We start from the raw sequence: 21,698 nt of genomic DNA on the forward strand, positions 1-21,698 counted from the left end.
TATGTGGGGCATGGTATTGGCGTTGGCGATGATCGCCGCGTTGGACCCGATGCGTCTGGGCATCGCCTTCGTTCTGATTTCGCAGCGACAGCCCATGCGCTGCCTGTCGGCGTACTGGCTCGGCGCCATGGCGTCGGGCCTGGTGACCGCCGTCGTGCTGCTCACAGTGTTGCGAAAGTTGACCCCGGTGCTGGCCGACCACGTCGCCGCCGTCACCACGAGTTCCACAGCCGGATACGTCCAGATCGCCCTTGGTCTCATCGCGTTGCCGCTTGCCCTTCTCGTCGCGCGAGGCGTCTTCCCCCGGCAACGGTCGATGGCGATGATCGGTGCCACAACGGCTCCGCTTGGCGGACCGCCCACTCCGCCCGCCGTCGCGCGACTGTCCTCGCTGGCCGAGAACGGGCGGGAGGATCGTGCCTTCTGGCTGGCGTTCGTCGCGGGGACCGTTACGGCAACGCCGCCCATCGAGTACCTCGTGGTCCTCGTCGCCATCCTGGGTTCGGGAGCCGAGATCGGCATACAGGTTGGTGCGGCACTGATCTTCGTCGTTGTGGCGTTGGCGGCGATCGAGATTCCACTTGTCAGCTGCCTGGCAACGCCTGCCAGAAGTCAGGTGCTGATGCTTCAACTGCACGACTGGGTGCGTGTTCGGGCCAGGCCGATCTTTTCAGTCATCTTCGCGGTAGGGGGCCTCCTGCTGGTGGCGGCCGGTCTCGGCAATGCATGAGTCTTCGAGCATCGACATGACGTGTGCAGTGCGGCCGGTGGTCGCTTACCTCGGCTGGCACGGGAGAGGAAACCTCGGCGACGACGCCATCTACGACGCGGTCAGGACGCAACTGCCCTCCGCCACCTTCGTGGACCTCCCGCGGTTTGCCCACGAGCGAATCCGGGCCGCCACAACAGGTCTGAATCAGTCGCTGCGCCGCAGCACACAGGTCTTGGGCGGCGGCACGCTCGTCGGACGGCGCGATTGGCGGCGCTGGGTCAACCGCGGTTTGGCGCTCACCAAGGAGAACGGAAGCTGTGCCATCGGTGTCGGCGTCGAGGACCCCGTCTTCATCGGGCGAAGAAGCGGCTCGCACAAGGACGAGCTGAAACGCTGGGCGCCAGTACTTTCGCAGTTTCGGTCCGTGTCGGTGCGGGGCCCCAGAAGCGCTGAGCTGCTGGCTGATCTCGGACTCTCCGTAGAGGTATCCGGGGACCCGGCGCTTGTCCTGCCGTCGCCCTCGGTCGCCGCCGAAGAGGACTTGATCGGAGTGAACCTCGGGTTCGGAGACGACCTGTGGGGGCACGATCCGCAGCAGGTGGTCGACGAGGTGTCGAAGGCGGTCCAACGTCTTTCGGCTCACGGGTATCGGTTCGTCGGCATACTGATGAATCCCTCCGACAGGCGTTGGACGGAAGCGGCCCTCACCGGCATCACTGCCGATATCGTCGCGCCCTCCGATGCGGCGGCCGCGGCGCGCGAACTCGCCCGCTGCTCGGTCGCCGTCGTCACCCGGTTGCACGCCGGGATCCTGGCGGCCCTTTCCGGCACGCCAGTGCTGTCACTGGAATATCAACCGAAGTGTCGAGACTTCGCACTGTCCATCGACGACGAGCGGTCTCTGCTTCGCACCGACAAGCTGCGCAGTGGTGCGATCGTCGACGCTGTGCAAGACGCGCTGGCGAACGCGAGAACCATCAGGATCAAGAAACAAGCCGCAGTGGAGCGGCTGCGGCACCGACTTCACTGTGAATATGCCTCCGTGAGAACGCAATTGGGTATGGGTGACAGATGAGAGGGGATGGCGTGAGGAGATGGGCTCGAGCGACAGCGGCGGCCGTGTTCGCATTGGCCGCCGTGGTGCTGATGATGGTGACATCGACGATGACGTCGATCATCACCGCCACAGCGATAGCCGCCACCACCGCGTTGATCATGGGTGGCACGGGGAACCCGTTGTCACCCGACAAGGACACCCTCTCCTACGTCCAGAAGTATCTGGGCATGGCTGTCGACAACTACATCGCTCCGTCGGGAGTCGCGACACCGCCGGCCGGCCAGTCGTACAACCCCGTCGCGGTCATCACACCCGAAGAGTGGGCGCCCGAGCACGGCACCCTGCCGCTGGACCAGTCGATCGCGATCGGCACAACGAACCTCGACAACTGCATCAAGGCCACCGACTGTCAGTTCAACCCCGACGTCGGATCGGCCGCACCCGCTGCGGGTGACAAATTCGTGGTGTTCGGCTACTCGCAGAGCGCCACGATCGGCACGTTCGAGAAGCGGGCGCTGGCAGCGCAATACCCGGACGGCGGAGGCCCCGACGTCTCCTTCGTTTTCATCGGAAACGGTAACCGTCCGAACGGTGGCTTCCTGGCCCGCGGGCCCGTGGGCTTCACGATGCCGATGGGGGTGATCTTCGGCGGTGCCACGTTCAGCGGCCCATCACCCACCGACACCCAATACCAAACCGTCGACGTCGCAGAACAGTACGACGTCTGGGCCGATGTGCCGATAAACCCGCTCAACCTGTTCGCAGTTGCCAACTGGTACTCGAGCTACGTGCACTACAACTACGCCAACACCAGCCTCGACGACCCCGGCATCATCGATCAGGGACAGTACGGCGACACCCACTACTACATGATTCCCCAGCAGATCCTCCCGCTGTTGTCGTCGGTGCAAGCCCTGCCCGTCGTCGGAAATCCGTTGGCAGACGCGCTCGATGCACCCCTGCGCGTCCTCGTGGAGGCCGCGTACAACCGGACGCTCAGCCCCGGCCAACCGGTCGCGTTCAATCCGCTCTACATGCCCAACCCGATCAAGTTGACGGCCAACTTCCTCGCCGCAATCCCAACCGGACTGGACAACGCGATCGAGGACACCATGGGTATCCGCCCCTTCGGCACGGTGCGGCCGGGGCCGTACGGCGTCGGTGGTCCCCCCGTCACCGAGACGAGCCCGCCCGCGACGACCGACACGACAGGCAGCACCGCCGCAACCGACAAGACGACCGAGAAGGCAGACACGTTGAAAACCGCGGCCATCGAGCCGACCAGTAAGAAGGGCGCGTCTTCAGTCGCTGCTTCGAGCGCAGTCGAGACCGCAGCGGCCACCAGTGCAGAGAAGCCGAATGCCGCTGTACCCGAGACTGACTCGAAACCGGACAACACCACCGCGGACCCGAAGCCGGCGGACGCGACCGAAGTGAAAGACGTCGCGACCGAGAAACCAGAGACCGCCCCGAAGACGCCCACCAAGGGCGACGACGCCGCGGCGAAGGCGCCCGCGAAGGGCGACGACGCCAAGCACCAACCCCGTCACGCGCGTTCGGGCGCGACGGCGAAGGAAGCACACTCCGCTGCCTCGGCGGCCGGCGCCGGTGGCTCGCAGAAGGGCGGACCGCGGCATGCTCGCTAACGTGCTCAACCGCCAGATGAAGTGGGTGTCGCGCGGTGGCTGGATTGCTGACCTACCCCGCCGCTTTCCCCGTGCGCCGCAGAAGGACCGGATCGAGGCGCTGGCGGCCGCCAACAACGACCGACTCGGGCCGCAGAAGCTGGCGACCGAATACGACCTTCCCGGCATGAAATTCACGGTGCGGGATGTGAGTTCACCACCGATGCAGGGTGATCTGTACGCCTGGCTGGTCGCGCAGCGCCGACCCAAGACGCTCATCGAGTTCGGTTCGGGGTTCGGCGTGTCCGGCATGTACTTCACCGCGGGCCTCGAGGAGGTGCGGTGGGGCCATTTGTACAGCTTCGAGATCAACGACGAGTGGGCGCAGGTCGCCGAGCGTGCCATCGCGGAGATATCGGATCGGTTCACGTTGATCCGCGGGGCATTCGAGGATCATGTCGACGACATCCCCGGGCAGATCGACCTGGCCCTTGTCGACGGAATCCACACCTATGACTTCGTCATGAAGCAGTGGGAAATCCTGCGGCCGCGCATGTCGCCCGGCGGTCTGGTGCTGTTCGACGACATCAGCTACGGGCAAGGGATGCGCGAGGCGTGGCTGGAGATCGCACGCTCATCGCCCGTGGCCGGTGCCGTGGAGTTCCAGAACCGGCTCGGCCTTGCCGAGTGCCGCTAGCGGGGTATCGAAACATGCTGGCGTTCATCACCACGTTGCGTCACCCGCAGAACTCCGCGAACTACGGTCGTGTCGAATCCTTACTGCAGGACACGCTGGCGTCGGTCATTCGGCAGACGTCCGGCGAGTACGTGGTGATCGTCGTTGGAAACCGGCGCCCGGCGTTCGGCCTACCGGAGCGCACGCACTTCGTGGAAGTCGACTTCGCCCCACCCTCCGACGTCAAGGGTCCTCAAACCGGCCGTGCATCGGTCATCTGGGACAAGGGCACCAAGACCGCCGTCGGCCTGGTCGCGGCGCGTGCCTTCGAACCTGATTACGTAATGCCGTTTGACGCAGACGATTTCATTCACCGCGACATCGCGGGGTTCGCGCACTCCCGCCGCGGCGGGCCCGGTTGGGTAGTGACCCGCGGTTGGGTCTATTCACGTGCCAGGAACGCCTACGCGCTGCGGCGGAAATTCTTCCGGATCTGCGGCACGTCGTTCATCGTCCCGTTCGACGCGTATGAGGTGCCGCCCGACCTGAGGGTGTCGGCTACCCAACAGGAGATCGCAGCAGCCTTCGGCGACCGACTGGAGAACCTCCTGGAACACGGCTATGCGTTCGACTGGTGGCGCGAGCACGGGCGTCGTCTCCAGCCGTTGCCGTTCGCGGGCGCGGTCTATCAGGTCGACACCGGTGAGAACCACTCCGGCAACATGCTCGTCGGCCCCGCGCTGCCCTACGCGTCACATCTTCTCCGCGACTTCGGCATCCGGCCGTCGAAACGCCAGGCCGCCACCCTGTGGGCATCGTTCGGTGCCCCCGCATTCAGGCTCGACCCCGCCTTCGAGTTCCGGTTGCCCTCGCTGCCTGGTGCGAAACGCCGTGTCTCCTACCTGGAGAACTATTCCCCACCCACCGACCCGGCGGTCCCGTCACCATGATCACTACCAACATGAGGTCTGGCCGCAACGCGACCAGCCGGACACCCGTGGTCGGCTATCTCGGCTGGCACGGCCGCGGCAATCTGGGCGATGACGCCATCTACGACGCGGTTCGCGCGCAGCTGCCCGAGGCCGCCTTCGTCGACCTACCGCGCTTCCGACACGAGGTGATACGCGCGGCCGCAACGGGATTGAATCGAAGACTGCGCCGCGGTGTACAGATGGTGGGCGGCGGAACACTGGTCGGCACCAGTTACTTCCGGCAGCTGGCGCAGCGGGGTATGACGCTCACCAGGGCCAAGGGCAGCTTCGCGATCGGCGTCGGGGTCGAGGACCCCGACTTCATCCGGCGCAGGTACGGCTCGGACGGTGACGAGTTGAAGCGCTGGGCACCGATCCTCTCGGATTTCCATACCGTCTCTGTGCGGGGACCGCGCAGCGCAGAACTGCTGTCCGAGGTGGGGCTCAGTGTCGAGGTCTCCGGTGACCCGGCACTTCTTCTTCCCGTTCCCGACGTCGTTGCCGAAGACGGGCTGATCGGGCTGAACCTCGGTTTCGGCGACGACGATCTGTGGGGACAGGACCCGGCGATGGTCGCCCACGAGATATCGCTGGCCGTGGCACAGCTGTCATCGCGGGGGCACCGTTTTGTCGGGATACTGATGAATCGTGCCGACGAGCGCTGGACCCGACTGGCGCTCAACGGCATTGATGCAGAAGTCGTCATGCCTGCCGACGCCCGCGCTGCCGCACACGAGCTCGCCCGCTGTTCTGTGGCGATCGTCAGCAGGCTGCACGCGGGAATCCTGGCCGCCATCTCCGCTACGCCCGTCGTCGCGCTCGAATATCTGCCGAAGTGCCGCGACTTCGCCCGATCGATCGGCAACGAGCAGAGCCTCATCCGCACCGACAAGCTCCGCGCCGCCGTGGTGGTCGACCACGTCGGCAGCGCGCTTGCCGACTCGGCGAGCATCAGGGCCAATACGCAGGCTCAGGTCGCCGAGTTGCGACGACGACTCGACACCGAATACACCGCCGTTCGTCATCAGTTAGGAGCCACATGTTGAGATTGACCGGAGCCCTCCGCCAGAAGACGGATTACGACCGGTGGGCCGACCCCCGCAGCATCTATGCGTCGTGGGAGAGTCGCACCGAGATGGCCGCGGCGCTGGTGCCCAACCACAGCCGCGTCATCGAATTCGGCGCAGCCACAAGGGTGCTGGAAAGGTTTCTCGACCCGTCGTGTACCTATACCGCCTCCGACTTGGTCGACCGTGGCCCCGGCACGATCGTCTGCGACCTGAACGAGAGGCCGCTGCCTGAGCTCGGCGCGGACTCCTACGACGTCGCCGTCATCATGGGTGTGCTCGAATACGTGCGCGACGTGCCGTCGGTCCTCGATTGGCTGACCAATCATTTCCCGCTCTGCGTGCTCTCGTACGCCTGCACGAGGACGACCGGCAATCGGCTGCGTAGCAGACTGGAGACCATCGGCCGTCTCAACCACGGTTGGATGAACAGCTACTGCGCTGACGAACTCCGAACGCTGTTCGACGAACGCGGATTCGTCCTGCAGCGAGACGAACCCTGGAAAGACCAACGCGTGTTCGTCTTCTCGCAGCAGAATGGTTGACCAGGCGCCCGTTGTCGCCGCCATTCCGAACTACAACATGGCGGACAGCCTTCGTAAGTTGCTGCCCCAGGTGATTGCGCAGTCGTACGACGGCGTCTTCGTGCTCGACGACGCCTCGACCGACGACACCGAAGAGGTGGTGGGCGCCTTCGGCGGCGACGTCACACTCGTCCGCAGCGAGCGCAACAGAGGAGCCGGGGCCAATCGCAATCAGATCATCGACCATGTCGCAGACGGCGCGATCATTCACTTCATCGACGCCGACATGGACCTGGAAACCAGCCAAACCCCGACGCTGGTACGGGAAGTGGTTGCGAGGTATGCCGGATCGGGTGTCGGTCTGATCGGCGGCTTGGTGTGCCGGTTGGACGGTAGCCAGGAACTCGACAACTATGGGGCAGTGTTCTCACTGTGGGGCAATTCCACCGCGCTCCTTGCGCTGATGGTCGATCGCTTGAGAAGCAAACCGCGGCTGGCCGCAGCAGTACGAAGGATGATCGCGCCGCTGGTACGACAGTGGCCGAACATCCTCGAGCCCCCAACGCCTGCCCCCGCCTACTGGGTGCATGAAGGAAACATGCTCGTGCACTCCGGGCTGTTCAAGTCGGTCGGGGGATATGACCCGGCACTGCGCGAACACGAGATCCAAGATCTGGCAATCCGTTTGGAGCGAATAGGCGTCAAGCGACAGTTCGATCCGAGCATCAAGGTCGTTCATCGCGACGTTGATGTTCGCGGTAAGAACCGCCAAAGATCGGTCAACAAGGCGGCGCTTTATCTGCTGCGCAAGCACGGCGTGCTCCGGTTCTGCACCGACCACTGATCGTCGCGTCCACGTACACACAGATTTGGGTGAGCATGCACCAGTCCGACACCGTCAGCCGTACCGCGAGCCCTTCGCGCGAAGCGCAGGGTCAGCCGCCGGCAGAGACCGGATTTCGTCCGGACATCGAGGGCTTGCGCGGGCTGACCCTGTTGGCGATTCTCGGTTTTCACATCGCCATGCCCGGCTTGGGCGGCGGATTCGTCGGCCCTGACATCTTCTTTTTCATCTCCGGCTTCGTCATCACCGGGCAACTCTGGCGCGAGGTGAGCGTCACCGGCACGGTCGGGCTGCGCAAGTTCTACGGAAAGCGGGCCCGACGGCTGCTTCCGGTCTCCGCGTTGGTAGGCGTGGTCACGGCGATCGCCGCGGCGCTTCTGCTGCCCCCGCTGCAGGCCAAAGCCGCCCTCATGGACGGCATCGCGAGCGCGTTGTACGTGCCCAACTTCTGGTTCATCGGCCAACAGGTCGACTATTTCGCCGACAACGTGCTGGCCTCGCCGTTTCAGCACTACTGGACGCTGGGAGTAGAGGAACAGTTCTATCTGATCTGGCCGCCGATGATCGTCGGCACGGCGTGGCTGGTCCGGCGCATCCGCAGGCGCCCGAAAACCGATGTGCCGCGGTCCAAAACGCCGTATGTGGTGCTCGTCGCGCTGGTCGCGGTTTCGTCGTTCGCGCTGTCGCTGATGATCACCTACGTGATGCCCCTTGCGGCGTACTTTTCGCTGCCGACGAGGGCGTGGCAGTTGGCCGGTGGCGCGTTGGTGGCACTGACCGCCGGCCAGTGGCGCCGACTTCCGCAGCGAGTCGCGCTGATCACGGGGTGGATCGGGCTGGCCCTGATTCTGTTTGCCTGCGCCTATTTGACGCCGGCCACCCCCTATCCGGGCACCGCGTCGCTGCTGCCCTGGGTGGGTACTGCGCTGGTGATCGGCGCAGGCTGTGCCGCGCCGACGCGAGGCGCTGGGCGCCTGCTGGCGGTGCCTCCCATGCGTGCGCTCGGACGGTGGTCGTACTCGTGGTATCTGTGGCACTGGCCGGCACTGGTGTTCGTACCGATACTGCTGGGCCACTCGCTCGGGCTGGCAGGCAATGTCATGGTGCTCGCCGCCTCAGGGGTGCTGGCGGTGCTCACCCTGCGCGTCGTCGAAAACCCGTTGCGCTACGCCGCTTTCCTGCGCAAGTCCCCCGCGAAGAGCCTGGCGGTCGGCAGTGCTTCTTCTGCCCTCGCGGCCTGTGTGAGCGTCGCATTGTTGCTCTGGGTGTCGTCCATACCCCTGCCGGTTCCTGTTGGGCACGGCGCACAGACTGCTCCGCTGACGATCACCGCAGGGCCTGTCGCGAGTGTGTTCGGGCAGGTGCAAACCGCGGTGGCGGCGTCCGCGGATCTCAAAGCCGTGCCGTCTAATCTCAGCCCACCCCTAGCCGACGCCGGAGGGGAAGTCGGGTCGATGCTGTTCAACGGCTGCTTGCGCGCACCTCTGCAGAGCGGACAACCCGAATGCGCGATGGGCGATACCGCCTCCAAGACCACTGTGGCCATCGTCGGCGACTCGCATGCCTCGATGTGGATTCCGGCACTGCAGCAGATCGGTACGCAGCGGCCCTGGCGGATGGAAGCGATGGCCAAGGCGGCCTGCCCGATGATGGACTTGCCGATCGCCAACCCCCTCGTCAGCCGATTGGTCGAATACGTGCAACGCTGTGAGCAGTGGCGCGGTCAGATCATCGAGCGGCTACGTGCCGAGCATCCAAAGCTGGTCATGGTGAGCGTGTTTCGGTCATATACCGCCACGAACAGCCACGGATTCCTTTCCGGTTTCACGTCATACGACCCGGCGTGGAACAACGCGCTGACGCGGCTGGTACGTCAGTTGCGTGAAACGGGCGCCAAGGTGTTGGTGCTCGGACCGCTGCCCGCGCTGAACACATCGGTGCCGGGCTGCCTTTCCGAACACCTCGACGATGCAACAGCCTGCTCGCCGCCCATGTCGACGGCGTTCAACCGACCCGGCATCGCGGCCGAGGCCGCCGCCGTGGAAGCGGGTGGCGGGCAGTACGCCGATCTCACCGATCTGTTCTGCACCGGGAACCGATGCCCGGTCATCATCGGCAACACCCTGGTCTACGTCGACGCCGGTCATCTGACGTTGGAGTATTCCCGGCTGTTGGCGCCCGCGCTCGAGGCGCTGGCCGACCGCGCGCTGGCGCAGAGCTGAGATCAGTCCTTGACGAAGCAGTACAGCCGGTAGGAAATGCCTCCTGCGCGGCGCAGGTCCCAGTCCATGACGCTGAAACCGCGCCCGACGATATCGGCGAGGAACACCGGCATCCGGCTGCTGAGCTGAGCCCGTGCTCGCCGCGTGTTCTCCTTCAACCCGCGCAGCGCCTCGTCGTTGATGTCTGTTTCCGAGATGCGCCGCAGCGGGGCCTCGGCCAGCGCGGCCTCCCACATGTCGACCCAGCGACGCCGGCAATTGTCGGTGTAGAGAAAGTGCCCGCCTGGGCGAAGCACCCGCGCCACTTCGGCGAGGAAGCGGGTAAAGTCCGGATACTGGTGCGAGGCTTCGACATTGATCACCGCGTCGAACGTTTCATCGGCGAAGGGCAGGTCTTGGGCGTCGCCCTGCACGAAATCCAGGCCGGGCACCTTGTGCCGCCGTCGGCACAGCTCGACGCTGGCGGGGTTCAGGTCCAGGCCCGTGTAGGAAGCCGGGCCCAAGGTGCGGGCGATGTACGAGGCTCCTCCGCCCGCACCGCAACTGACCTCCAGTACCCGTTTGCCGGTGAGGTCGACCTGACTGGCCGTTCGGTGGTACAGCTGGATGCCGAATCGGTTCGGTTCGTCGGACGCCGCCAGGGGCAGCGCCATCGGCGGGTCCTCCTCGTAACCGAAGTTGAAGAAGACCACGTCGTCACCGACTTGTCGGGTTCCGTACGGCAGGAGGTACTTCGTCGTTATCTTTCCGATGAGCGGTGAAGACTGCAGCCGGTATTTGAGCACCATGGGTAGCTGTAATCCCTGCTTCATCAGTTGAATTGGACGCTCTGCAGCCACCGCTACCCGTGACGCTTGCTTCTCGTGCACTTCGGCCTCACTCATCGTCTCGACAATCCCGTCGGCGAATTACCAACAGGTTTCGTGCGAACAGACTCTTCAAGAAGATCCGCGGTGGCGGCTACGCTGGCCGCAGGTGTGGTCATCTGACCGGCGATCGCACGGGCTCGGGCCGCATATGGCGGGGTGAGGATCCGGCGTAGGTCGGTAACCAATGATTTCTTGGTGATGCTTGAAAAGCGGTGTCCGTAGCCCACTTTCAGTCGACTGACCTGGGCCGCCCAGATCGGTTGATCCGAGGTGACCCACAAGATCAACGTGGGCACGCCGGCCCGCAGGCCTGCGGCGGTGGTTCCGGCGCCGCCATGATGGACCACTGCGCGGCAGAGGGGAAAGACGGCGGCGTGGTTGACCGACTGCACCACTTTCACGTCGTCGGTCTGGGGGATGTCGCTGAAGTCGGCCCAGCCGGAGCAGATCAGCGCCCGCTCACCGAGTTCGGCGCACGCCGCGCTGATCATCTCGACGGTCTCGGGTGCCGAGCGGACCGGCATGCTGCCGAAACCGAAGTAGATCGGGGGTTTTCCCCGAGAGATCCACGACTGGACGTCACGGTCTGCGGCCGTCGGCAACTGCAGTGTCAGAGCGCCGACGAAGGGCCAGCGGCCACCCCATTCCCTCGCGAGGCCGGGGAAACACAGTTCGTCGTACGCCTGAATTTCCAGCGCACGGCTTCCCAAGAGCCGTTGCGACAACGAGCCGACCGCCCGCGGCAGGCCAAGTTCCCGGCGTTGCATGTCGTCGGCGTTCTTGGTCATTCGCCAGTACCACCACCAGACGGCCGAAATCGCCGACCGGACCAGCGGAGCGGGCACGGCGGGAACCAGATGGCCGTTGGTCCGCGAAGGGAAGAAGTGCAGCGCCGCCAACGGAACGCCGTAGTACTCAGCGACATTGACGGCAACGCCCTGGTAGATCGTGCCGGTCAACACCAGGTCGGCGCCGTCGGCTTGTGATTTCAGCGTCGCGCCCATCTCCGGCCAGCCGCGGCTGACGTACTCTTGGAATGCGCGCACGAACCTCAGCGGCTGCATCTTCCAGTAATTGCGGACGAAATCGTCGTCGATCAATTCCTGGGAGTCAGGCCCGTACCCCACCGCAGCAAGCCCGGCCGATTCGACGAAACCGACAAGGTTCGGCGGCACCGCCATGCGCACATCATGTCCGCGGCGCTGCAGCTCCAGTCCGACCGCCGCGGCAGGCTCGACGTCGCCGCGGCTGCCATGCATTGCCAGCGCGAATCTCATCGGCGCACACTCAACTAAGCCGGCCTATGCGTCAAGGCGCGCAAAGCGACCATGCCGATAGTGTTCGACGCACGCCGCACGCCTGACCTTGCCGCTCGTGGTCGTCGGAATCGAACCAGGCGGCACCAGAACGAGATCCGCAACGCGCAGGCCGTGCGAGTTCGATATCGCCGAGGTGACTTCGCGCTTGACCATGCCGAATGCTTCTATCGCATCGTCGAGTGAGTCTGCGCGGTTCTTGACTTCGATGATCGCGACCAGCTGCTCTGACCGATCACCTGGTACGGATATCGCCGCGCAGCGGCCCCTGGTGATCTCGTTGATGGTCGCTTCGATGTCGTCGGGGGAGTGGTTACGCCCGTAAACGATCAGAAGATCCTTGATGCGGCCGATGATGAACAGCTCGTTGTCCGACACGAAGCCGAGGTCTCCTGTTCGCAGCCACGGCTTTTCGGGTGTATCGGCGGAATGGGCGATGATGGTTGCCCCGAACGTACTGTTGGATTCGTCGGGTCTGCCCCAGTAGCCGGGAGCGATGTTCTCGCCGTGCGCCCAGATCTCGCCGACTGTTCCCTGTGGGCACTCAACGCCCGTCTCGGGGTCGACAATCCGCAGGATCGGCGAATCGGGCATCCCGTACGCCAAAAGCGCCGCGCCGCCGGTGACATCGGATCGGATCGCCTCACCGGCCGACAGCTTCTCCGCATCGAAGTGCACGACTTCGGGCGGCTGTGCCGGTGTGCGGGCGGCCAGATACACGGCGGCTTCGGCCATCCCGTACGACGGCCGGATCATGCTGCTGCGCAGATTGAAGCGGCCGAATCGCTCGGTGAATCGGCGGATGGTCGCCGGCTGCACCCGTTCGCTGCCGCTGAGGATGGTCAGTATGTTCCCGAGATCGAGGCCGGTCATATCGTCGTCGGACGTTCGCCGAACCGCCAGATCGAAGGCGAAGTTCGGCGCGGCCGAGAACGCGTGAGAGTTCTTGGCGAGCAACTGTATCCATCGCGCGGGCCGCTGCAGGAACGTCGCAGGGCTGAAAAGCACGCCGGGACGCCCGGTCAGGATCGGCATCAGCACACCCACGAACAGGCCCATGTCGTGATAGAAGGGCAGCCAGGACACGAACGTGGTGTCCGCCGGGGCGACCTTGCCGTACTCGTGGAAGTAGGCGGCGCAGATCTGCTCGAAATTCGACCGAATGTTCTCGTTGGTGACCATCACACCCGCCGGCATCCTGGTCGAACCGGAGGTGTACTGCAGATACGCGATGCTGGGGTCACCGTTGCCGTTCACGCGGCGACTGTGCCCGGCGGCAGTGTCGAGTTGGTCCACTTCGATGACTGTCGGCGCGGCTGTTCCGGTCTCCGAACCGATGTGCTCGGCGAGGCTGTCGACAACCGATGATGTCGTCAGCACAACGGTGGGCGACGCGTCCTGCAGCACCGAACTGACACGCTCATCGGTGGCGCCCCCCATCGGAAGCGACAGCGGGACGGGGATGCGCCCGGCCTCCATGGCGCCGAGGAACGCCACGATGTAGTCGAGCCCCTGCGGAGCGAGTATCACCGCCCTGTCGCCCGTTGCACCGCAAAACCTCATCTGGTGCGCAACGTTGAGGGTTCGCCGGTACAACTGCAACCAAGTGAGGGTCTCAGCAAACCCGTCCCAGTCGCGCTCGTAGTCGATATAGGTGAACGCGATGTCGTTGGGCTGCAGGCTGGCACGCTCGCGTATGACAGCCGGGAGTGAGAAGTTTCTCATGGTTATGGGCGTTACCTTCCTTTTCGGCCGCCGCCAGGCGAGATGTCGAGCAACGCAACATTAACCACTGATTCGACGGTTGGGTAATCAAACGGTCGATTCATCGCGCAAACCCCGCACACGCGGCCTCGAGCGCATTTGGTTGCTCGTCGTGACGGGCACGCCGTAGCCTCGTGAGGTGTCAGGCCTGACCGATGTCCGCGCCGACGAACTCGCCGTGCTGGAAATCTTCGCCGGCTCTCCGGTGATCGCGCTCGAGCGCTTGGCTGCGCAGTTGCGACCGTTGAACGCCGCGGCCGGACAGGTGCTGATGCACCAGGGTGAGCTCGCGGTGTCGTTCCTGATCATCGGGTCCGGACGCGCCGAGGTGACGCACGCAGGCATCGACGGTCACGACACCGTCGCAGAATTGGGACCGGGTTTGATCGCGGGGGAGATCGCGTTGCTGCGAAACGGTCCCCGCACCGCGACAGTGATCGCGAAGGAGCCGTTGACGGCGTGGGTGGGCGACCGGGACGCGTTCGCCACGATGCTCGAACTTCCCGGCATGCTGGACAAGCTGCTGCGCCTCGGCCGTCAGCGCCTTGCCGCGTTCCTCACCCCGATTCCGGTGCGCATGCGCGACGGCACGCTGTTGCACCTTCGGCCCGTGCTCCCTGGCGACAACGAACGCACCACCAGCGGCCAGGTCGAGTTCTCCAGCGAGACGCTGTATCGCCGCTTCCAGACGCCGCGTAACCCGACGAAGTCCTTGATGCGGTATCTGTTCGAGGTTGACTACATTCACCATTTCGTATGGGTGATGACCGACGGTTCCGACGGCCCGGTGGTCGCCGACGCGCGATTCGTGCGCGACGAGATCGACCCTGCCACTGCAGAAGTCGCGTTCATCGTCGGGGACGCCTACCAGCACAGGGGCATCGGTACGTTCCTGATGGGCGCACTCGCTGTCGCAGCGGATTACCATGGCGTGCAACGCTTTACGGCGCGGGTGCTGAGCGACAACTACCCGATGCGGGCAATCCTCAACCGCTTCGGTGCGCAATGGCAACGCGACGATCTCGGTGTCGTCACCACCGACATCCGGGTGCCAAGGCCGCCCAACCCGCCGTTCACGCCGGAGCTCACCACACAGGTTTGGAAGATGACCGCCCAGGTTGTCAAGGTGATCGGCTGATGCGGCCACCGCTGTCGAAAGACACCACTCTGTGCATCTCGCTGGCGTCGAGGCCCAGCAACATCGGCACCAGGTTCCACAACCACTTGTACGACCTTCTCGGGCTCGACTTCATCTACAAGGCGTTCACCACCACCGACATCGCCGCCGCGATCGGCGGGGTGCGCGCACTCGGCATTCGCGGTTGTTCGGTGTCGATGCCGTTCAAGGAAGCGGTCATCTCCCTCGTCGACGAGGTGGAACCGTCAGCGCGGGCGATCCATTCGGTCAACACGATCGTCAACGACAACGGCCGGCTGACCGCGTCGAACACCGACTACCTTGCCGTGCAGAAACTCATCGAAGACAACGGGCTCGATCCCGATGACGCCGTGCTGATCCGTGGCAGTGGCGGCATGGCCAACGCGGTCGGTGCTGCGTTCCGCGACAGTGGCTTTCACGCGGGCATCGTCGTGGCGCGCAACCTCGAGGCAGGCCGCGCGTTGGCGGATCGGCTCGGCTACGACTGTGCATCCGAGGTCGGAAGTCGCACCGCGCCGATCATCGTCAACGTCACACCCATCGGAATGGCAGGCGGCGCAGAGGAAAACGAGCGGGCGTTCGACGACGCGACGATCGCCGCGGCGTCCGTCGTCTTCGACGTCGTCGCGCTGCCGTCGGAGACACCTCTCATCGCGGCGGCGCGCGCCGCCGACGTCGGGGTCATCACCGGGGCCGAAGTGATCGCGCTGCAGGCCGCGGAACAGTTCGTGCGCTATACCGGGGTGAGGCCGACCGCCGACCAGATCAACGAAGCGTCGGCGGTTTCGCGGGCCTGACCGGTTATGGCGTGATCGTCGTCTGCTCGTCGATGACGGACGTCGCGTCCATCAACGCACCCACCTGATCCTCGGTGCCGTCGGCGTTGAGTTGCAGCACGTACAGCCCGTCCTGACCGGGAATCGCCACCGTCTTCCGAGCGATCACGCGCTTGGCACCGTCTTTGGTGTACGTGCCGCCGATCTGCGTCGCGTCGAACCCACCCAGCGTGCTGGGGCTGCCCTCCTCGGCGCCTTCGTAGCCGGGCAAATTCTGGATCTCACCGGGCGCGAACTCCAGGATCTTTGCCGGATCGACATTGCCCGCCAGCTTCGACACCAGCGCGATGATGGTCGGCGGATTCCGGGCGAACGCCGGATCTGTTGCGATCATCTCGCTGTAGGCATCCCCCGGGGTCCGGTTGCCGGCGTCCGCCCACCCGGGCGGGATCGGTAGAACGATCCTCGGTGCGCCTACATCACCCCGGTGTATGGGAGTTTGGACGATACCGCTCTCGTTGACGTAGTCGACGAGCGTCTTCCTGGATCCGGCGGCCTGCGCCGACGTCGTCGGTGCCGCCTCGCTGGTGGTGGTCGCCGCGGCCTCCGAGGCAGACGTGGACGTCTCCTTGGGTGTCGATGGCTCGGAGGCGGTGTCCGAGCCGCAGCCGGAAAGGCCTATACCGACTGCGATCGCCGCCACGGCGATGAGGCCGGCCCGCAGTGAACGCGCCATTGGGTCTCCTGTCGATGAAATCTCGCGCGTACTCTACGGTCGGCAAACATCGGCCGCAGGAGAAATCGATATGTTAACCTCACGTTGCTCAGCAAATCCGCGTCACTCACCGTGCCGTCCCATGCCGTCAAACGCGCAGTCGCGCAGACTGATTCCAACCACCTCAGGCGTTGCAGTCGAGCGTCACGTGAATCGACTTGCTTGTCACGACGGTGACGACGTCACGGTTGTGGTCGTGCCCGGTGACGATTGTCTGCGTCAGGGTCTGTGGATGTCGGACATCGGTCACCCGGCACTGTGACGAATCACCATCGCCGACCCGATCGATGATCACGTCGTAACCCTCGGACTCGAGTCGCGCGATGGTCTGGTCGGCCCCGTCTGAAGACGTTGGGTCGGCCGACGCGACGGCGGTCGGTGTCAGTGCCAACGCGAGCGCCGCCGCACATAGTGCCGCTCGCATAGGACCTTTATACGTCGCAGTTCAGCGTTACGTTGATCGACCTGCTGACGACGACGGTGATGAGGCGACGGCGCTTGCCCTCGTCCACCCAGAAGGTTCTGGTCTGCGTCTGCGGGTTGCGAACGCTCGTGACGAGACATTGGTTCAGCGGTGCATTCCCGACCCGATCGATGATGACGTCGTAACCCTCGTCCTCCAGAGTGGCGATCGTCTGGTACGCGTTGCCCTGTTGGGTGGGCTCCGCCGCGGCGAGCCCGGTCGACGCGAGCATGACGCCCACCGTCGCTATCGTTGCTGCCACACCCCAGCCTGCGCGCATGACAGTCTCCATTCTGTTGTTGCCTGGTACCTGTTATTCGTTTTGCGGACACAGGACGTTGCAAGCCTTTTCTAAGCAATCTCTGTGGTATCAACGGGCGTGCGGCTGTTTGCCTTGCTCGCAGCGACGTCACTGTGGCTGGCGGCGTGCGCGCAGCCGCCTGCGTCGGCGCCTGCGATAGCCACCAGCGCGTCCACCTCGATCAATCCGGCGCGGATCGAGCGGGTGCGCGCGGCGCTGCCCGCTGGATACGAGGTGGCCGCGCTGCCTGCCGCCGCGGCCCCCGCCGCGTTCTGGGGGCTGGGTCCGCAGTGGACCGCCGAACCGCCGCAGTGCGGCGCGCTCGCGGATCCCACTTTCGGCGGCGCGACGGCCAAGGGCTGGTCGGCGTCGGGTCCCGGCGGGATCGTCTACGCGGTGGTCTCGGCGTCAGCGGCGTCTCTCGACCAGGCGCTGGTCGACGAATGCGGCCAGTGGACGGCGTCGTCCGGACACACCGCGGGCACGGTCGGCTTCGTGGCGCCTCCGACGATCGAGGGCGCGGCGACGGTCGGAATGGCGACGTCGACCACCACGGTCGTCGAGGGCGGCACCGAAACCCATTCGCACGCCGACACGTTCACCGCCTACCTGGGCGACTACATCGCTCACGTCACTGTTGTCGGCGACCCGGGATCGCCGAATCCTCAACTCGGACTTGAGTTCGCGTCGCAATTGCTGGTGAAAACGGTGTCGGCGTTACGCGGCTGAGCGCCTGCCTGCAGGTACATTGGCGGCGATGTCGAACCCGATGGCGATGCTTGTCGTTGCGTGCGCAGGCGTGCTGACCGCGTGCGCGACCGGACAGTCCGCGAACCAGGATTTCTCGCACGCGGACATCGCCCATGTTGCCGACGTGAAGTCGAGCTTCGGGCCGGAGTTCAAGGTGACCAGCGTGGGCCCGACGGGCGTCGACCCGCGGCTGCTGGGACCGCAGTCGCTGCCACAGGGGATGACGTTCGATCCGGCCGATTGCGCGAAGTCGGCCGGCCAGCAGGTGGTACCGGCAGGCGTGAAAGGCAACATGGCGGCGACGACCGCCGAGGGCGCCGGAAACCGGTTCATCGCGATCGCGGTCGAGACGTCGGAGGCGGTGGCACGTGAGGATCCCGCGCAGAACTGCCAGAAGGTCGGGTTCACCGGTCCCGGCGTGCGCGGGCTGGTCGAGGTGGTGGAGGCGCCGCGCATCGACGGGGTGCACACGATAGGCACCCACCGGGTGCTGCAGACCGTCGTCGACGGCAAGCCGCGCACCGGCGAGTTGTACAACTACATCGCGACCTTCGGCACGTTCATGGTGATCGTGACGGCCAACCCGCTGGTGCTGCCCGACAAGCCCGTCGCGCCGGTCAATACGCAGCGGGCGCGGGATCTGCTGACCGCGGCGGTGGCGGCCGTCAAGGGTTAGCGGACGTCGTGCGGGCGGAACTGGATACTGATCCGCGGGCCGACCGGTCGCGTCGTCTTCGGGATGGCGTGCTCCCAGGTGCGTTGGCACGACCCACCCATCACCAGCAGGTCACCGTGTCGGTGTGCCAGCCGTAGCGACTTGCCGCCGCCCTTCGGGCGTAACGCGAAAACCCTTGTGGCACCGAGGCTGACGATCGCGACCATGGTGTCTTCGCTGTTGCTGCGGCCGATCCTGTCGCCGTGCCAGGCGACGCTGTCGTTGCCGTCGCGGTAGAGGCAGAGGCCCGCGGTGGTGAACGGTTCGCCGAGTTCGCCGCCGTAGGTGTCGTTGAGGCGTCGGCGCATCTGCTTCAGCCGCGGATGCGGGACAGGCTCGTCGATGAGGTGATGGAAGCTGACCAGCCGTGGCACGTCGAGCACGCGCTCGTACATCTGCCTGCGCTCGGCGCGCCACGGGATACCGTCGCGCAGTTCCTCGAACAACCCTTCGGAGTCCGTGAGCCAGCCCGAGCGGACCTCGACCCACGCGCCGTTGCCGAGGTCGCGGCGTTCGGCATGCTCGAACAGAGAGCTTTGAAGCGCCAGCTCCATGCCCGCGATTCTATCGCACACGCGTTCGAGCGCTAGAGCCGAACGGGGCCCGGTCCCTGCTCGGCGAGCACGTCGCCGGGATTGGACAGGGCGCAGGTCTTGAGGCTGAGGCAGCCGCAGCCGATGCAGTCGGCGAGGTTGTCGCGTAGCCGTTGCAGGTGCAGGATGCGGTCATCGAGGTCCTTGCGCCAGCCGGCCGAGAGCTTGGCCCAGTCCTTGCTGGTCGGCACGCGGTCGGTCGGCAGCGTGGCGAGTGCTTCGCGGATCCGGGCCAGCGGGATGCCGAGACGCTGGGACATTCGGATGAATGCGACTCGTCGCAGTGTCTCGCGCGCATATCGGCGTTGGTTGCCGCTGGTGCGCTTGCTGGCGATCAGGCCTTCGCGTTCATAGAAGTGCAGTGCCGAGACGGCGACGCCGCTGCGCTGCGACATCTCGCCGGGAGTGAGTTCGTGAATCAGCTCCATGAACTCAACCATAGTTAAGGTGCTAGGTGTGAAGTTGGGCTGCGACTCCGAGGTCGGCACGCTGCGGGCGGTGATCCTACACCGGCCTGGCACTGAGTTGCAGCGGCTGACACCGCGGAACAACGACGCGCTGCTGTTCGACGGACTGCCCTGGGTGTCCAAGGCGCAGGAGGAGCACGACGCGTTCACGGCGGTGCTGGAGTCGAGAGCGGTCGAGGTGCTGCTGCTGGCGGATCTGCTGACCGAGGCGCTTTCGCACAGCGGGGCGGCGCGAATGCACGGCATATCGGCGGCTGTCGATGCGCGACGGTTGGGTTTGCCGCTGGCGCAAGAGCTTTCGGGGTACTTGCGGACGCTGGACCCGGCGCCGCTGGCGCGTGTGCTGATGGCGGGGATGACGTTCAACGAGTTGCCGCTCCTCGGTGGTGACCTGTCGCTGGTGCGGCGGATGCATCATGGCGGGGACTTCGTCATCGAACCGCTGCCGAATCTCTTGTTCACCCGCGACTCGTCCTTCTGGATAGGGCCGCGGGTCGCGATCACGTCGCTGGCGCTGCCTGCGCGGGCGCGTGAGACCTCGCTGACGGATCTGATCTACGCGCATCATCCGCGGTTCCTCGGCGTGCGGCGGGCGTACGAGTCGCGATCGGCGCCGGTTGAGGGCGGTGACGTGCTGCTGTTGGCGCCGGGGGTGGTGGCGGTCGGGGTGGGGGAGCGGACGACGCCCGCCGGCGCGGAAGCCCTGGCGCGCAGCTTGTTCGACGACGACCTGGCCAACACGGTGCTGGCGGTGCCGATCGCGCAGGAGCGGGCGCAGATGCATCTCGACACGGTGTGCACGATGGTCGACGTCGATGCCGCGGTGATGTATCCGAACATCGTCAATACGTTGTCGGCGTTCACGATTCACCGCGACGGACAGGGCGGGGTGCGGATCGACGACGCTGAGTTGTTCGTGGACGCCGCGGCCAAGGCGATGCAGATCGACAAGCTGCGGGTGATCGCGACGGGCCTGGACCCGGTGACCGCCGAGCGTGAGCAGTGGGACGACGGCAACAATACGCTGGCACTGGCGCCGGGTGTGGTGGTCGCATACGAGCGCAACACGGAAACCAACGCGCGCCTTGCCGATGCGGGCATCGAGGTGTTGCCGATCGCCGCGTCGGAGTTGGGCACCGGCCGTGGTGGGCCGCGCTGCATGTCGTGCCCGGCGGCCCGCGACCCGCTCTAGCGCCAGCCACGCAGACGCAACGCTGTGCGGACGCGGCGCAGTATGACCGACGGAGACTGCGACGGCGGCACGCGGATGTGGTACCAGCCGAGGCGTTGCAACATGTCGTGACACGCGATCTCTTGCACCGCGTTTAAGCCGCTTCGGGTTTCCTCGCAATCGATGCCGACCTTCGGCTCGTGCCAACTCATGCCGATCGTGGCCTCCCATAGCTGGTCGCTGACGCTGATGGCGGTTCGGCGTCTGGGCAAGCCGGCATCGATCAGCAGCAGGCGCGACTCGGTTTCCCTTTGCGATCGTGCGCCGCCATTCATCAACCAGCTTGCCGTCCGCGCTGCTGGTATCCCGTGCGCGCCGCGATAGCGCTCCGCCAGGTTCGCGATTTCCGTACGCGTCACCCCGGTCGAGGCTGCCAGTGCATCGATATGTGCGACGGCCGCTTCGAGAGGCAGGCGGCGACCGATGTCCAGGGCGGTCCGCGCGAGGCTCGTCACCAGCAGCTCGCCAACTCTGAGTACCTCGTCATCGCCGATGCGTTCCTCGCGGACCACGACGCCACGCTGCCGCCTGCCGTGCTTGGCGATGACCTCGATCTGCGCGCTGTCTTCGATCCACTGCACGCCATGCAAGGCGGCCGCCGCCCGTCCGGCGATGATGCCTCTCCGTCGAGTCCACAGCCAGGCCGCGAACGTGTTGGCATAAAGGTCCCTCGGCGATTTCTTGTCAAGGTAGACGCTCGGGTGAACGGCGTCGTAGTTCCACCGCAGCGCGCTGCGGGTGAGTGCACCGGAAGCGATCGCTTCGGTGCCGAGTATCGGCAGCATGCATCCGATGTTCTCCGGGGTGACTGACACGTTGGC

The 21,698-nt window shown here is 65.3% G+C and carries 23 protein-coding genes; 14 read left to right on the plus strand and 9 right to left on the minus strand.

Translation table 11 applies throughout. The features are described 5' to 3' along the window. Position 1: 1 nt before the first annotated feature. Genes ACGFK1_RS08895 through ACGFK1_RS08935 form a run of 9 tightly spaced genes read left to right on the plus strand, consistent with a single transcriptional unit; the run spans position 2 to position 9,698 of the window. Entirely contained in the window at positions 2–730 is a 729-nt protein-coding gene (locus tag ACGFK1_RS08895) for a GAP family protein (protein WP_393427907.1), read from the plus strand. Next, on the plus strand, positions 723–1,787 hold the full coding sequence (locus ACGFK1_RS08900; RefSeq protein WP_393427908.1) for a polysaccharide pyruvyl transferase family protein: 1,065 nt from the start codon (positions 723–725) through the stop codon (positions 1,785–1,787). Before ACGFK1_RS08895 ends, ACGFK1_RS08900 begins: the two co-directional genes overlap by 8 nt. Positions 1,788–1,798: 11 nt before the next feature. After that, a complete protein-coding gene (locus ACGFK1_RS08905) occupies positions 1,799–3,415 on the plus strand; it encodes a PE-PPE domain-containing protein (RefSeq protein WP_393427909.1) in 1,617 nt (538 codons plus the stop codon). Next, complete coding sequence (locus ACGFK1_RS08910; protein WP_393427910.1) at positions 3,405–4,091, plus strand: O-methyltransferase; 687 nt, start codon at positions 3,405–3,407, stop codon at positions 4,089–4,091. The genes ACGFK1_RS08905 and ACGFK1_RS08910 overlap by 11 nt, the downstream gene beginning before the upstream one ends. Before the next feature lie 14 nt (positions 4,092–4,105). Then, positions 4,106–5,020: a glycosyltransferase family 2 protein gene (locus tag ACGFK1_RS08915; RefSeq protein WP_393427911.1), complete on the plus strand. Its 915-nt coding sequence runs from the start codon at positions 4,106–4,108 to the stop codon at positions 5,018–5,020. Positions 5,021–5,031: 11 nt separating this feature from the next. Next, positions 5,032–6,087 (plus strand): polysaccharide pyruvyl transferase family protein, encoded by a 1,056-nt coding sequence (locus ACGFK1_RS08920; RefSeq protein WP_393427912.1) that lies wholly within the window; start codon positions 5,032–5,034, stop codon positions 6,085–6,087. Beyond that, positions 6,081–6,653 carry a class I SAM-dependent methyltransferase gene (locus tag ACGFK1_RS08925; protein WP_393427913.1) on the plus strand — a complete coding sequence of 191 codons (573 nt, stop codon included), beginning with the start codon at positions 6,081–6,083 and terminating at the stop codon, positions 6,651–6,653. Before ACGFK1_RS08920 ends, ACGFK1_RS08925 begins: the two co-directional genes overlap by 7 nt. After that, on the plus strand, positions 6,646–7,476 hold the full coding sequence (locus ACGFK1_RS08930; protein WP_393427914.1) for a glycosyltransferase family 2 protein: 831 nt from the start codon (positions 6,646–6,648) through the stop codon (positions 7,474–7,476). Before ACGFK1_RS08925 ends, ACGFK1_RS08930 begins: the two co-directional genes overlap by 8 nt. A gap of 35 nt (positions 7,477–7,511) precedes the next feature. Next, positions 7,512–9,698, plus strand: coding sequence for an acyltransferase family protein (locus ACGFK1_RS08935; RefSeq protein ID WP_393428443.1), 2,187 nt, complete (start codon positions 7,512–7,514; stop codon positions 9,696–9,698). A gap of 2 nt (positions 9,699–9,700) precedes the next feature. Here the strand turns inward: ACGFK1_RS08935 and ACGFK1_RS08940 are convergent, their stop codons facing one another. From ACGFK1_RS08940 to ACGFK1_RS08950, 3 genes are all read right to left on the minus strand, one after another. Next, positions 9,701–10,510, minus strand: coding sequence for a phthiotriol/phenolphthiotriol dimycocerosates methyltransferase (locus tag ACGFK1_RS08940; RefSeq protein ID WP_393428444.1), 810 nt, complete (start codon positions 10,508–10,510; stop codon positions 9,701–9,703). A 68-nt stretch (positions 10,511–10,578) separates the two neighbouring features. Further along, complete coding sequence (locus ACGFK1_RS08945) at positions 10,579–11,844, minus strand: glycosyltransferase (protein WP_393427915.1); 1,266 nt, start codon at positions 11,842–11,844, stop codon at positions 10,579–10,581. Between the two features lie 24 nt (positions 11,845–11,868). Beyond that, positions 11,869–13,608, minus strand: coding sequence for an AMP-binding protein (locus tag ACGFK1_RS08950; RefSeq protein WP_393427916.1), 1,740 nt, complete (start codon positions 13,606–13,608; stop codon positions 11,869–11,871). Positions 13,609–13,786: 178 nt separating this feature from the next. On the opposite strand from ACGFK1_RS08950, the gene ACGFK1_RS08955 reads away from it, so the two are divergent. Both ACGFK1_RS08955 and ACGFK1_RS08960 read left to right on the plus strand, forming a co-directional pair. Beyond that, complete coding sequence (locus ACGFK1_RS08955) at positions 13,787–14,785, plus strand: GNAT family N-acetyltransferase (RefSeq protein WP_393427917.1); 999 nt, start codon at positions 13,787–13,789, stop codon at positions 14,783–14,785. Beyond that, complete coding sequence (locus ACGFK1_RS08960; protein WP_393427918.1) at positions 14,785–15,603, plus strand: shikimate 5-dehydrogenase; 819 nt, start codon at positions 14,785–14,787, stop codon at positions 15,601–15,603. The genes ACGFK1_RS08955 and ACGFK1_RS08960 overlap by 1 nt, the downstream gene beginning before the upstream one ends. 4 nt (positions 15,604–15,607) lie before the next feature. Here the strand turns inward: ACGFK1_RS08960 and ACGFK1_RS08965 are convergent, their stop codons facing one another. The 3 genes from ACGFK1_RS08965 to ACGFK1_RS08975 all read right to left on the minus strand — a co-directional run bounded on the left by ACGFK1_RS08965 (position 15,608) and on the right by ACGFK1_RS08975 (position 17,100). Beyond that, positions 15,608–16,318: an LpqN/LpqT family lipoprotein gene (locus ACGFK1_RS08965; RefSeq protein ID WP_393427919.1), complete on the minus strand. Its 711-nt coding sequence runs from the start codon at positions 16,316–16,318 to the stop codon at positions 15,608–15,610. 163 nt (positions 16,319–16,481) lie between these two features. Then, positions 16,482–16,781 carry a hypothetical protein gene (locus ACGFK1_RS08970; RefSeq protein ID WP_393427920.1) on the minus strand — a complete coding sequence of 100 codons (300 nt, stop codon included), beginning with the start codon at positions 16,779–16,781 and terminating at the stop codon, positions 16,482–16,484. A 7-nt stretch (positions 16,782–16,788) separates the two neighbouring features. Further along, a complete protein-coding gene (locus ACGFK1_RS08975) occupies positions 16,789–17,100 on the minus strand; it encodes a hypothetical protein (protein ID WP_393427921.1) in 312 nt (103 codons plus the stop codon). An 84-nt stretch (positions 17,101–17,184) separates the two neighbouring features. Between ACGFK1_RS08975 and ACGFK1_RS08980 the strand changes: the two genes are divergently transcribed. Both ACGFK1_RS08980 and ACGFK1_RS08985 read left to right on the plus strand, forming a co-directional pair. Further along, positions 17,185–17,850: a DUF5642 family protein gene (locus ACGFK1_RS08980; protein WP_393427922.1), complete on the plus strand. Its 666-nt coding sequence runs from the start codon at positions 17,185–17,187 to the stop codon at positions 17,848–17,850. A gap of 28 nt (positions 17,851–17,878) precedes the next feature. After that, entirely contained in the window at positions 17,879–18,547 is a 669-nt protein-coding gene (locus ACGFK1_RS08985; protein ID WP_393427923.1) for a DUF5642 family protein, read from the plus strand. Here the strand turns inward: ACGFK1_RS08985 and ACGFK1_RS08990 are convergent. Then, entirely contained in the window at positions 18,544–19,140 is a 597-nt protein-coding gene (locus ACGFK1_RS08990) for an alpha-ketoglutarate-dependent dioxygenase AlkB (RefSeq protein WP_393427924.1), read from the minus strand. The genes ACGFK1_RS08985 and ACGFK1_RS08990 overlap by 4 nt on opposite strands. Before the next feature lie 32 nt (positions 19,141–19,172). Beyond that, the gene (soxR, locus tag ACGFK1_RS08995; protein WP_393427925.1) at positions 19,173–19,607 is read right to left on the minus strand and encodes a redox-sensitive transcriptional activator SoxR; all 435 of its coding nucleotides are present in this window, start codon (positions 19,605–19,607) and stop codon (positions 19,173–19,175) included. On the opposite strand from soxR, the gene arcA reads away from it, so the two are divergent. Next, positions 19,606–20,838 (plus strand): arginine deiminase, encoded by a 1,233-nt coding sequence (arcA, locus tag ACGFK1_RS09000; RefSeq protein WP_393427926.1) that lies wholly within the window; start codon positions 19,606–19,608, stop codon positions 20,836–20,838. The genes soxR and arcA overlap by 2 nt on opposite strands. Here the strand turns inward: arcA and ACGFK1_RS09005 are convergent. Beyond that, a complete protein-coding gene (locus ACGFK1_RS09005) occupies positions 20,835–21,662 on the minus strand; it encodes a hypothetical protein (RefSeq protein WP_393427927.1) in 828 nt (275 codons plus the stop codon). The two genes, arcA and ACGFK1_RS09005, sit on opposite strands and share 4 nt — an antisense overlap. Positions 21,663–21,698 lie beyond the last annotated feature (36 nt).

Source organism: Mycobacterium sp. NPDC048908, assembly GCF_043197955.1.
Lineage (GTDB): Bacteria > Actinomycetota > Actinomycetes > Mycobacteriales > Mycobacteriaceae > Mycobacterium.

What these genes read in the sequence shown, in the direction of transcription:
- ACGFK1_RS08930 (WP_393427914.1), top strand. Translation starts at nt 6,646, where the DNA reads ATGGTTGACCAGGCGCCCGTTGTCGCCGCCATTCCGAACTACAACATG.
- arcA (WP_393427926.1), top strand. Translation starts at nt 19,606, where the DNA reads ATGAACTCAACCATAGTTAAGGTGCTAGGTGTGAAGTTGGGCTGCGAC.
- soxR (WP_393427925.1), bottom strand. Translation starts at nt 19,607, where the DNA reads ATGGAGCTGATTCACGAACTCACTCCCGGCGAGATGTCGCAGCGCAGC.
- ACGFK1_RS08910 (WP_393427910.1), top strand. Translation starts at nt 3,405, where the DNA reads ATGCTCGCTAACGTGCTCAACCGCCAGATGAAGTGGGTGTCGCGCGGT.
- ACGFK1_RS08970 (WP_393427920.1), bottom strand. Translation starts at nt 16,781, where the DNA reads ATGCGAGCGGCACTATGTGCGGCGGCGCTCGCGTTGGCACTGACACCG.
- ACGFK1_RS08915 (WP_393427911.1), top strand. Translation starts at nt 4,106, where the DNA reads ATGCTGGCGTTCATCACCACGTTGCGTCACCCGCAGAACTCCGCGAAC.
- ACGFK1_RS08990 (WP_393427924.1), bottom strand. Translation starts at nt 19,140, where the DNA reads ATGGAGCTGGCGCTTCAAAGCTCTCTGTTCGAGCATGCCGAACGCCGC.
- ACGFK1_RS09005 (WP_393427927.1), bottom strand. Translation starts at nt 21,662, where the DNA reads ATGCTGCCGATACTCGGCACCGAAGCGATCGCTTCCGGTGCACTCACC.
- ACGFK1_RS08975 (WP_393427921.1), bottom strand. Translation starts at nt 17,100, where the DNA reads ATGCGCGCAGGCTGGGGTGTGGCAGCAACGATAGCGACGGTGGGCGTC.
- ACGFK1_RS08945 (WP_393427915.1), bottom strand. Translation starts at nt 11,844, where the DNA reads ATGAGATTCGCGCTGGCAATGCATGGCAGCCGCGGCGACGTCGAGCCT.
- ACGFK1_RS08895 (WP_393427907.1), top strand. Translation starts at nt 2, where the DNA reads ATGTGGGGCATGGTATTGGCGTTGGCGATGATCGCCGCGTTGGACCCG.
- ACGFK1_RS08965 (WP_393427919.1), bottom strand. Translation starts at nt 16,318, where the DNA reads ATGGCGCGTTCACTGCGGGCCGGCCTCATCGCCGTGGCGGCGATCGCA.
- ACGFK1_RS08960 (WP_393427918.1), top strand. Translation starts at nt 14,785, where the DNA reads ATGCGGCCACCGCTGTCGAAAGACACCACTCTGTGCATCTCGCTGGCG.
- ACGFK1_RS08940 (WP_393428444.1), bottom strand. Translation starts at nt 10,510, where the DNA reads ATGAAGCAGGGATTACAGCTACCCATGGTGCTCAAATACCGGCTGCAG.
- ACGFK1_RS08920 (WP_393427912.1), top strand. Translation starts at nt 5,032, where the DNA reads ATGAGGTCTGGCCGCAACGCGACCAGCCGGACACCCGTGGTCGGCTAT.
- ACGFK1_RS08950 (WP_393427916.1), bottom strand. Translation starts at nt 13,608, where the DNA reads ATGAGAAACTTCTCACTCCCGGCTGTCATACGCGAGCGTGCCAGCCTG.
- ACGFK1_RS08925 (WP_393427913.1), top strand. Translation starts at nt 6,081, where the DNA reads ATGTTGAGATTGACCGGAGCCCTCCGCCAGAAGACGGATTACGACCGG.
- ACGFK1_RS08900 (WP_393427908.1), top strand. Translation starts at nt 723, where the DNA reads ATGCATGAGTCTTCGAGCATCGACATGACGTGTGCAGTGCGGCCGGTG.
- ACGFK1_RS08985 (WP_393427923.1), top strand. Translation starts at nt 17,879, where the DNA reads ATGTCGAACCCGATGGCGATGCTTGTCGTTGCGTGCGCAGGCGTGCTG.
- ACGFK1_RS08935 (WP_393428443.1), top strand. Translation starts at nt 7,512, where the DNA reads ATGCACCAGTCCGACACCGTCAGCCGTACCGCGAGCCCTTCGCGCGAA.